Source organism: Streptomyces sp. NPDC058877, from assembly GCF_042742855.1.
Classification (GTDB): domain Bacteria; phylum Actinomycetota; class Actinomycetes; order Streptomycetales; family Streptomycetaceae; genus Streptomyces.
This window is the reverse complement of the sequence record NZ_JBHYMF010000239.1, coordinates 1-9,390: the sequence shown is the minus strand read 5'-3', so window position 1 is coordinate 9,390 and position 9,390 is coordinate 1. Positions and strand designations below refer to the sequence as shown.

The 9,390-nt window shown below is 71.2% G+C and carries 9 protein-coding genes; 2 read left to right on the top strand and 7 right to left on the bottom strand.

Annotated elements, in window-relative coordinates:
• Window positions 1-478 precede the first annotated feature (478 nt).
• A complete protein-coding gene (locus tag ACFW2Y_RS32260; protein ID WP_384886163.1) occupies window positions 479-1,870 on the top strand; it encodes an aldehyde dehydrogenase family protein in 1,392 nt (463 codons plus the stop codon).
• A gap of 25 nt (window positions 1,871-1,895) precedes the next feature.
• A complete protein-coding gene (locus tag ACFW2Y_RS32255; protein WP_384886166.1) occupies window positions 1,896-2,978 on the top strand; it encodes a Zn-dependent alcohol dehydrogenase in 1,083 nt (360 codons plus the stop codon).
• Window positions 2,979-3,038: 60 nt separating this feature from the next.
• Here ACFW2Y_RS32255 and ACFW2Y_RS32250 read toward each other — a convergent pair whose 3' ends face one another.
• From ACFW2Y_RS32250 to ACFW2Y_RS32220, 7 genes are all read right to left on the bottom strand, one after another.
• The gene (locus ACFW2Y_RS32250; protein WP_384886160.1) at window positions 3,039-4,001 is read right to left on the bottom strand and encodes a PDR/VanB family oxidoreductase; all 963 of its coding nucleotides are present in this window, start codon (window positions 3,999-4,001) and stop codon (window positions 3,039-3,041) included.
• 99 nt (window positions 4,002-4,100) lie between these two features.
• Window positions 4,101-5,549, bottom strand: coding sequence for a purine-cytosine permease family protein (locus ACFW2Y_RS32245; RefSeq protein ID WP_384886157.1), 1,449 nt, complete (start codon window positions 5,547-5,549; stop codon window positions 4,101-4,103).
• Window positions 5,546-5,854 (bottom strand): Rieske (2Fe-2S) protein, encoded by a 309-nt coding sequence (locus tag ACFW2Y_RS32240; RefSeq protein WP_384886155.1) that lies wholly within the window; start codon window positions 5,852-5,854, stop codon window positions 5,546-5,548. Before ACFW2Y_RS32240 ends, ACFW2Y_RS32245 begins: the two co-directional genes overlap by 4 nt.
• The gene (locus ACFW2Y_RS32235; protein WP_384886152.1) at window positions 5,851-6,720 is read right to left on the bottom strand and encodes an iron-containing redox enzyme family protein; all 870 of its coding nucleotides are present in this window, start codon (window positions 6,718-6,720) and stop codon (window positions 5,851-5,853) included. Before ACFW2Y_RS32235 ends, ACFW2Y_RS32240 begins: the two co-directional genes overlap by 4 nt.
• Window positions 6,717-7,523 carry a dihydrodipicolinate synthase family protein gene (locus tag ACFW2Y_RS32230; protein WP_384886150.1) on the bottom strand — a complete coding sequence of 269 codons (807 nt, stop codon included), beginning with the start codon at window positions 7,521-7,523 and terminating at the stop codon, window positions 6,717-6,719. Before ACFW2Y_RS32230 ends, ACFW2Y_RS32235 begins: the two co-directional genes overlap by 4 nt.
• A 51-nt stretch (window positions 7,524-7,574) precedes the next feature.
• On the bottom strand, window positions 7,575-8,111 hold the full coding sequence (locus ACFW2Y_RS32225; RefSeq protein WP_384886147.1) for a DUF6190 family protein: 537 nt from the start codon (window positions 8,109-8,111) through the stop codon (window positions 7,575-7,577).
• Window positions 8,101-9,279, bottom strand: coding sequence for an aminotransferase class I/II-fold pyridoxal phosphate-dependent enzyme (locus tag ACFW2Y_RS32220; protein WP_384886145.1), 1,179 nt, complete (start codon window positions 9,277-9,279; stop codon window positions 8,101-8,103). The genes ACFW2Y_RS32225 and ACFW2Y_RS32220 overlap by 11 nt, the downstream gene beginning before the upstream one ends.
• Between the last annotated feature and the right edge of the window lie 111 nt (window positions 9,280-9,390).

Here is a 9,390-nt window from a genome sequence, read left to right as displayed (position 1 = left end):
CGAGGAGACGATGGAGGCGCTGCACGACCTGGTGAAGGCGGGCAAGGTGGGCCGGGGGTCCGCTTCGACCGCCGGCCCACCGGCCCGCGCCACCGGCCGGGGAGCGGGGGTGCGGCCTGCTCCGTCGTCGCCACCTCCGCCGTGTGCTCCTCCGGCGCAAGGGGGCACCGGCCAGTTCCGGAGGCGCAGTCCTGTCCGGGGGTGATGTGGACGGCGCGCGGGTCCGACCGGCACGATCGAGCGATGCGATGGATCGCTGCCGGATGAGACCGGGGGCACTCCGGCAGGCCCTGGCGTCACAAAACTAACGGCGCTAGTTTGGTCGCGACGGCGGACCGGACAGGACCGCGGACCGGACCGGACCGGACCGGACCGGACAGGACCGCGGACCGGACCGGACCGGACCGCTGACCGTACGGAACGGCGGAACCGCCGGTGAATCGGTCGGCCCCCGGCAGGCAACGTGAGGAGACAGCGGATGAAGGCCCACGACGCGATGTACATCGGCGGGGAATGGCGCCCCGCCTCCTCCGCCGACAGCATTCCCGTGGTCAACCCGGCGGACGAGCAGGTCATCGGCCGCGTTCCGGCGGGCACCGCCGAGGACGTCGACGCCGCCGTCCGGGCCGCCCGTACCGCCCTGCCCGGCTGGGCGGCCACCCCGCCCGCCGAGCGTGCGGCCCGGATCTCCGCCCTCCGCGACGCGCTCGCCGCCCGCAGGGAGGAGATCGCCGCCACCGTCACCGCCGAACTCGGTGCCCCGCCGAAGCTCGCTGCCGCCGTCCACGCAGGGTTGCCGATCGCCGTTGTCGGCTCGTACGCCGAACTCGCCGCCACCCACCCCTTCGAGGAGAAGGTCGACAACTCCACCGTCTACGCCGAGCCCGTCGGCGTCGTCGCCGCGATCACTCCGTGGAACTACCCGCTGCACCAGATCGTCGCCAAGGTCGCCCCGGCCCTCGCCGCCGGCTGCACCACCGTCCTCAAGCCCGCCGAGGACACCCCGCTCACCGCTCAGCTCTTCGCCGAGGCCGTCCACGAGGCGGGTCTGCCCGCCGGAGTCTTCAACCTCGTCACCGGCCTCGGCCCGATCGCGGGACAAGCCCTCGCCGAACACCCGGACGTGGACCTCGTCTCCTTCACCGGTTCCACTGCCGTCGGTCGCCGCATCGGGGCGCTCGCGGGCGGCGCCGTCAAGCGGGTCTCCCTCGAACTCGGCGGCAAGTCCGCCAATGTGATCCTGCCGAGCGCCGACCTCCCCAAGGCCGTCGCCGTCGGCATCGCCAACGTCATGTCCAACTCCGGCCAGACGTGCAGCGCCTGGACCCGGATGCTGATCCCCGCCGACCGGTACGAGGAGGCGGTGGCGCTCGCCGTCGAGGCCGTTGCCGCGTACGTGCCCGGAGAGCGCATCGGCCCCCTGGTGAGCGCCGGGCAACAGCAGCGCGTCCGCGGTTACATCGAGAAGGGGATCGAGGAGGGCGCCCGACTCGCGGCCGGCGGCCCCGAAGCCCCGCGCGCAACCGGCTTCTACGTCTCCCCGACCGTCTTCGCCGACGTCACCCCCGACATGACCATCGCCCAGGAGGAGATCTTCGGCCCCGTCATCTCGCTCCTCCGGTACGAGGACGAGGAGGAGGCCCTCGCCATCGCCAACGGCACCGTCTACGGTCTCGGTGGCGCCGTCTGGGGGGAGCAGGCCGAGGCCGTCGCCTTCGCCCGGCGCATGGACACCGGCCAGGTCGACATCAACGGTGGTCGCTTCAACCCGCTGGCCCCCTTCGGCGGCTACAAGCAGTCCGGCGTCGGCCGGGAGCTCGGCGCACACGGTCTCGCCGAGTACCTCCAGACCAAGTCCCTGCAGTTCTGAGTCCCGAGGAGCACCGCACGTGAGCGTGATCCGTGCCGCCGTCCTGCCCGCCGTCGGTTCTCCCCTGGAGATCACCGACATCGAGCTGCCCGAGCCCGGTCCCGGCCAGGTCCGGGTACGGCTCGCAGCCGCCGGGGTCTGCCACTCCGACCTGTCCCTCTCCAACGGCACCATGCGCGTGCCGGTTCCGGCCGTCCTCGGCCACGAGGGCGCGGGTACCGTGGTCTCCGTAGGTGAGGGCGTCACCCACGTCGCCCCGGGCGACGGCGTCGTCCTCAACTGGGCGCCGTCCTGCGGCGACTGCCACCCCTGCTCGCTCGGCGAGGTCTGGCTCTGCGCGAACGCGCTGACCGGCGCCGCGAACGTCCACGCCCGCACCGGGGACGGCACCGAACTCCACCCCGGCCTCAACGTCGCGGCCTTCGCCGAGGAGACGGTCGTGGCCGCGAACTGCGTCCTGCCCGTTCCCGACGGGGTACCGCTCGCCGACGCCGCCCTGCTCGGTTGCGCCGTCCTCACCGGCTGGGGCGCGGTCCACCACGCGGCACGGGTCCGCGCCGGCGAGACCGTCGCCGTCTTCGGCGTCGGGGGAGTGGGCCTCGCCACCCTCCAGGCCGCCCGGATCGCGGGAGCGTCCACCATCGTGGCGGTGGACGTCTCCCCGGAGAAGGAGGCCCTGGCCCGGGGCGCGGGCGCGACGGAGTACGTCGTGGCCTCCGGGACCACGGCCAAGGAGATCCGGAAACTGACCGGCGGCCAGGGCGTGGACGTGGCCGTCGAGTGCGTCGGTCGGGCCGTCACCATCCGGACCGCCTGGGAGTCCACCCGACGCGGCGGTCGGACCACCGTCGTCGGCATCGGCGGCAAGGAGCAGCAGGTCACCTTCAACGCCCTGGAGCTCTTCCACTGGGGCCGTACCCTGGCCGGCTGCGTCTACGGCAACTCGAACCCGGCCGAAGACCTGCCGGTCCTCGCCGAGCACATCAGGGCCGGCCGGCTCGACCTCGGTGCCCTCGTCACCGAGCGCATCACCCTGGACGGCATCCCGGGCGCCTTCGACAACATGCTCGCGGGCAAGGGCGGTCGCGCCCTGGTCGTCTTCCCCTGAAGCCCCGCACCGCGCGGAAGTCCGTACCGACCCACACGCCGGTACGGACTTCCGCGCGTCTCACAGGTCCAGGACGAGACGGGTCCCGCGCGAGCGACCCACACAGATCATCATCGTCGTCCCCGAAGCCCTCTCGTCCTCGCCGAGGACGGAGTCATGGTGCTCGGGCGTCCCGGCGAGCACCTTCGTCTCGCACGTACCGCACCAGCCCTCCTCGCAGGAGTACGCGACGCCCGGCACCGCTTCGCGCACGGCGTCGAGCAGGGTCCGGCCCGGCGCGACGTGCACGGTCCGTCCGCTCCGGCGCAGTTCCACCTCGAAACCTTCGGGGCCTTCGAAACCTTCGGAGCCGTCGGAAGCGGAACCGGCGGTCTCCCCGGGTCGGGGCGCCGGCGCCGAGCCGAACCGCTCCGTGTGCAGGGGCCCCGACCAGCGGTCCCGCACCGCCCGCAGCAGCCCTTCCGGACCGCAGCAGTACACGGCCGTCCCGGCGGGCAGTCCGGAGAAGGCGGCGTCCAGGTCAAGCAGTCCCGCCGTGTCCTGCGGGACGAGCGTGACACCGGGGAGCGCGGAGAGCTCCTCGCGGTACGCCATGGCCGCGAGGCTCCGGCCCCCGTACAGCAGGGACCACGAGCCCGGCGGCAGCGCGTGCACCATCGGCAGCAGCGGGGTGATGCCGATGCCTCCCGCGACGAACAGGTACCGATCGGCGGGGACCAGCGGAAAGCGGTTGAAGGGGCCCCGCGCGCCGAGGACCGTGCCCCCGCCGACGCGGGTGTGGACCTCCTCCGAACCGCCCCGGCCCGCCCGCTCCCGCAGCACCCCCAGCCGATAGGTGCTCCGGTCGGCGGGGTCCCCGCAGAGCGAGTAGTGCCGGATCGCCCCCGACGGCAGCGTCACCTCCAGGTGCGCCCCGGGTTCCCAGGGGGGCAGGTCACCCCCCGCCGGATCGGTGAGGAGCAGCCCCCGGACGCCGTCAGCCTCCTCGACGACCGACCGGACCACGAGTCGGAACATGGACATGAACGGGTCACCTCGGAATTCTCGATCGGTCAGCCGGACGTCGAACCGCGGGACGGCCGGCCTTCGGAGCAGTGGCCTCCGGGACGAAGGCCTTCGGAGTCAATGGCTCCACGAGGGCGGGAGCAGCGGCTCCGGCCACACTCGGCACAGCCCTCCGTACAGCGCCGACGCCACCAGGAAGGAAGCCGGCAGGCTCAGGTCCACCCCGCCGGTCAGTCCGGTCAACGGCCCGGTGTACAGCGGGTTGTTCACCCACAGCACGCCGACCGTCGAGCCGACCGCGAAGGCCGTTGCCGCGCGGGGGTTGATGCCGCCCGCGTACCAGTACCGGCCGCCGCCGCCCGTGGTGAACGAGCGCAGCGCCTCCGCGTCGTACCTGCCCCGGTGCAGCACGTAGCCGACCGAGAGCACCGCCGCCCACGGGGCGACGACCGTGAGCAGCAGGGTGACGAACGCCGACATCGCGTCCATCGCGTCGTACACCACCGCCCCGAGGTAGAGCACCGCTGCCGCGAGCAGCGCGACCACCGTGGTCACGGCGGCCCGGGAGGAGCGCCAGAACACCGAGTTGGCGGAGAGCCCGGCCGCGTACAGGCACAGCCCGGCCTGGGGCAGGGTGCCCGCGAAGCCGAAGAGCACCACGGCCGCCGCGAACCAGCCGGGCACGGCATCCGTCAGACCCTGCAGCCACGGTTCGTCGGGCACGGGGAAGAGCGTCGTCACGTACGCCCCGGTGAGCAGGGCGGCGAGGCTGCTGAGGAACATCGAGGTCCCGCTCGCCCGCACCACCCGACGGGTCGGGGTGGTGGCCGGCATGAAGCGGGTGTAGTCGCCCTGGAAGGTGGCGTACGACAGCGGCACGGTCGCGGACGCGGTCGCCGCGAGCAGCCAGGTGTGCAGGGCGCTGTCCAAGGCCAGGGTCCCGCCGGCGTACCCCGGGTCGAAGCGGGGAGTGAGTACGAGCACGGTGCCGAGCAGGACCGCGCCGCCGGTGAGTGCCGTGATGCGGTACGTGCGCACGAGCGTCTCGTGGCCGCGCACGGCGACCAGTGCGACCGCCGCCGCCGTCACGAACATCGCGACGGTCAGGGCACCGGGCCCGGTGGGAGTGGAGAGCAGTCGGTGTCCCGCGACCATGACGGCGGTGCCGCCCGTCCACACCGCGATCGCGAAGAAGCCGAGCGCCGTGACCACGGTGATGGTGTTGCCGACCACCCTGCCTCGCACCCCGAAGTGCGCCCCGCTCGCCACCGGGTCGTTCGTGCCGGTGCGGATGCCGAACCGGGAGAGCGGGGCGAGCAGCGCCGTCCCGATGGCGACGCCCACCGCGATCGCACTGGCCGACGCCCACCATCCCAGGCCGAAGACCACGGGCAGTGCCCCCAGCACCACGGTGCCGAAGGAGAACTGCGCGGAGGGCCAGATCCAGCCGAAATCGGCGGGCGTCGAGGTGCGTTCGGCATCGGGCACCGGCGCGATGCCGTCGTGGTCGACCGCCGCACGGGGCGGCGTCACGGTGGACGCCGCCCCGGTCGGTGTGGTGGTCATGAGGCGCCTCCGGTGTGCGCGGGCAGGTCCTGGCCGGGCAGCACGTCGACCACCCGGAGGGCGGCGCAGGCCGCCCCCGAGAGCCGCTCGCCGCTCGTCAGGTCGAAGGTCGTGTGGTGCAGGGGACACGTGATCCGCAGCCTGTCCCCGTCGACCCTGCCGTACTTGAGCCGGCCCCCGCGGTGCGGGCAGACGGCAGCGGCGAGGACCTTGCGACCGCCGACCTCGACCAGGACCAGGTCTTCGGTCACCTGGCGGACGGCGGGTTCCGCGGAGTCCCGCCGTCCGGCGGGCACGGCCGTCATGCGACGGTCTCCCGGGCCCGGGTGATCGCCGTCTCCGTCGCCTCGCCGACGATGTCGGAAGCCAGCCGCACGCCCGCCCAGATCTTCGCCAGGTCCGGCTCGTCCAGGGCGCGGATCGCCGTGCGCATGTGGCTGCTGTGGTAGGAGTCGATGTACAGGTGTTCGGTGTAGTAGGCGTCGTGGACGATGCCGAGCCGCCGCGCCGCGCGCGCGAAGCTCTGGAAGGCGTACAGGACGCTGGTCTCGAAGTAGGCGTACGCCCCCAGGAAGTACTGGGGCGAGGGCGCCCGGCTCGCCAGCCAGTGGAACATGTTGACGTACGCGTAGCACTCCGGCGACGTCTCGTCGAGGTAGTCGTCGAGGCGGAGGCTCATGCCCAGCTCGGTGAGCAGGTCCCGGTAGAGCTGGGAGTGCGCCTTCTCCTCGTTCCCACAGCCGAGTTCGTCGATGAGGACCCGGAAGACGGCCATCGCCGAGCGGTACGGCAGCCGGGGGACCACCGGGAGCAGCGACTCGGACTCGGTGAGCCCGTCGAGTGCGAACTCCCGCACGACGACCTTGAACTGTTCGAGCGTCGCCTGTTCGGCGAGGAAGGTCGCGCTCTCCGGCAGCGCGGCCTCTTCCTCGGCGAGGAACTCCTTGAGTGCCCCGAGCAGTTCGCCGGTCGAGCCGAACCGGGGCGCGGAGGTCTCGTAGGCCCGGGCCTTCGGCAGGATCCACCGCTCCTCGATCGCGGCCATCGACCCGTAGTCACCGAGGTTCGGCACGCGTCTGTAGAGCGCGTGGAGTTCGCGCTGGGCGGTCGCGACCGGAGCCGCGACCGAGTGGGTGGCCACCGGGACGGACGAGGCGGGGGTGGTGCTCATTCCGCCGTCGCCTCCTCGTGCGTGGTGGGGGAGCCGATCACGCCGCGGTGGTGCAGCTCCTTCTTCACCCACCGGTACCAGTCGTCGCGGAAGATTCCGTACCGCTCGCAGACGGCATTGACCTCGGCCTGCCGGTCGGGGGTGGGGTCGACCAGCATCGCGTTGCACAGGCCGGGTTCGACGTTGGCCAGCGGACCGATGAAGCCCTGGATGCCACGGGCGTCGACGAGCAGGTTCTCCCAGCCCTCGAAGACGGGGATGCCGGTGTCCGCCTCGGCCATCCGGCGGGTGAAGGCGGCGTCGCCGCTCGACTCCTTGATGCCGGCGATCCCGGAGATCTCCCGGCAGATCCGGATCAGGGTCTCGAACTCGATGCGATTGCCCGACAGCGCCTCCTCGTTGTAGAGGAAGATCGGTACGTCGAGGGCCGCGCGGATCGACCGGTAGTGCTCGAAGATCTGCTCCTGCGTCACGTCGGCGCCGAACGGAGTGGTGACGACGATGGCGTCGACGCCGATCTCGGCGGCCGTGTGCGCCCGTTCGATCACCGATGCGGTGTCGGGGAGTTGGATCCCGGCGAGCACCGGGAGGCCCTCGGCGTGCTTGACGGTGTACGTGACGACGTCCTGCCACTGCCGGGCGTCGAGCTTCCAGCCCTCGCCGGAGGACAGGGCCGGCATGAGGCCCGTCACCTCGGTTCGGATGTGGTCCAGGAGGCGGACGACGCTCTGCTCGTCGACGGTGCCGTGCTCGTCGAGAGGGGTGATCATCGGGACGATCGTCCCGGAGTAGCTGTCAGGCATGAGTGGGGTGCCCTTCGGATGTCTTCTCGCGCCGTCGGGGACGGCGTGGTCTCAGAGGTTCTCGGAGGCGACCGTCAGTACCAGCGAGCGCTGGTAGAGGTCCTCCAGGTAGGCCGGGAACGAGGCCTCCGCGCCGGCGGTGACCGGGACGACGGGCAGGCCGGTCGTCCGGATCAGCCGGGGGCTCGCCGTGTGCAGGGTGCCGCGACGGGCGATCACCTGGGAGAGCATCAGACGCTCGTGGACGGGCAGTCCGTCCAGGCCGGATGTGGTGAAGGCCCGGCGGACGTCTTCCTCGTCGTAGGCGATCCGGTCGATGGCGAGGTCGGTGTGGAGGACGTCCATGAACGGGTAGTACTCGTCCTGCACGCCGCGTTCGTAACCCCACACGAGGTCGTCGCAGCGGCCGACCTGTTCCCAGTTCATGACGACCCGGCCGGCCTCCCCGGCGGCCAGTCGGCCGGCGAAGAAGGCCTTGGCGCCGGCCCGGACCGTCTCGTCCCCGCTGTGCATGCCCATGAAGAGCGTGGCGTCGACGAACACCTCGCCGCCGGGGGCGGGTGCCTCGGGGGCGGGGTCAGGCCGCATAGCGCTCGAGCACCTTCCGCATCCGCTCCATCGCGCCGGCGAACACCTCGGGCTCGCGGGCCAGGGCCAGGCGGACGAAGCGCTCGCCCTTCTCCTTGCTGTTCCAGTAGAAGAAGGTGCCCGGCAGGACGTACACCTCCTCGTCGAAGAGGACGGCCTGCAGCTGGGTGGCGGTCAGGTGCTCCGGCTTGATCCGGAACCAGGCGACGCTGGTGCCGACGACCGGCTCCTGGAACTCCAGGATGCTGCCGCTGAGGGCGGTGCGGGCGGCCTCGCCGTTGGTCGTGATGATGTCCCGGACCGAGGCGAAGCCGTCGGAGATGGAGTCCTCGACGTACTGCGTGACCATGTTGAGGACGAACGGCGAGACGTTCAGGAGGACGCTGGTGTGGAGGTTGTAGACCTCCTCCTGGATGTTCCGGCTTGCGGTGATCATGGCGCACTTGGCGTCCTGGATCGGCCAGGTCTTGCCGGTGTCCTCCATGACCATGTAGGTGACGCCCGACTCCTCGAGGAGTCGGTAGATGTCGACCCGTCCGATGCCCTCGTCGCACAGCGCGAAGGAAGCGAAGCAGAAGTCCATCACCAGCACCTTGCCGTGGTCCACGCAGTAGCGGACGACCTCGCGGAAGCCCTCCAGCTTCTCGGCGAGCAGGGTGAAACCGGTCGGGTTGTTGGGGTCGACCAAGTAGATGGCGTCCGCGTCGACCTGCTCGACCAGCCGCTCGTAGATGGCGTCCTTCTCGTGCAGCGCCGACTCCGCGAGCGGGGAGATCGGCACCTGCATGTTGCGCAGCAGGTCGACCAGGTTGTCGAAGCAGGGCTCCACCAACTGCACCGACATGCCGCGCTGCTTGAGGAACATGCCGGCGACCATGGTGGAGACGCTCGCGGAGTACGACAGGAGGGTCCGGTCCATCGCCCGGGCGGTGGGCTGCTGGTGCAGCCGGAAGAAGGCGTCGATGAACTGGCGCTCGAAGTGGGCCTGCTGCTTCGACTCGGATTCGTGCCAGAGTTCGGGGAGCCGCGAGACGATCCGCTCCTGAGAGGCGGACTGGCGCTGGTGGGTGTGGGCGTCGGCCAGGTTGAACCGGGTCTTCAGGGCCTCGATCTCGTGCTGGGTGAGGTCGACGAAAGTGCTGACGTCTGCCTTGTCGGTCAACGACATGAAGAACTCCCGCTGTCGATGCGAAACTCGTCCGGAATTCCGGCGGCGTGAATGACTGTAGGAGCTTCGAGCGGCCTTGCGAATAACGGCCGGGTCACGCAATTAATAATC

Excerpts from the sequence above, each read along its gene's own strand:
- ACFW2Y_RS32260 (WP_384886163.1), top strand. The coding sequence starts at position 479 with ATGAAGGCCCACGACGCGATGTACATCGGCGGGGAATGGCGCCCCGCC.
- ACFW2Y_RS32250 (WP_384886160.1), bottom strand. The coding sequence starts at position 4,001 with ATGTCCATGTTCCGACTCGTGGTCCGGTCGGTCGTCGAGGAGGCTGAC.
- ACFW2Y_RS32245 (WP_384886157.1), bottom strand. The coding sequence starts at position 5,549 with ATGACCACCACACCGACCGGGGCGGCGTCCACCGTGACGCCGCCCCGT.
- ACFW2Y_RS32240 (WP_384886155.1), bottom strand. The coding sequence starts at position 5,854 with ATGACGGCCGTGCCCGCCGGACGGCGGGACTCCGCGGAACCCGCCGTC.
- ACFW2Y_RS32235 (WP_384886152.1), bottom strand. The coding sequence starts at position 6,720 with ATGAGCACCACCCCCGCCTCGTCCGTCCCGGTGGCCACCCACTCGGTC.
- ACFW2Y_RS32230 (WP_384886150.1), bottom strand. The coding sequence starts at position 7,523 with ATGCCTGACAGCTACTCCGGGACGATCGTCCCGATGATCACCCCTCTC.
- ACFW2Y_RS32225 (WP_384886147.1), bottom strand. The coding sequence starts at position 8,111 with ATGCGGCCTGACCCCGCCCCCGAGGCACCCGCCCCCGGCGGCGAGGTG.
- ACFW2Y_RS32220 (WP_384886145.1), bottom strand. The coding sequence starts at position 9,279 with ATGTCGTTGACCGACAAGGCAGACGTCAGCACTTTCGTCGACCTCACC.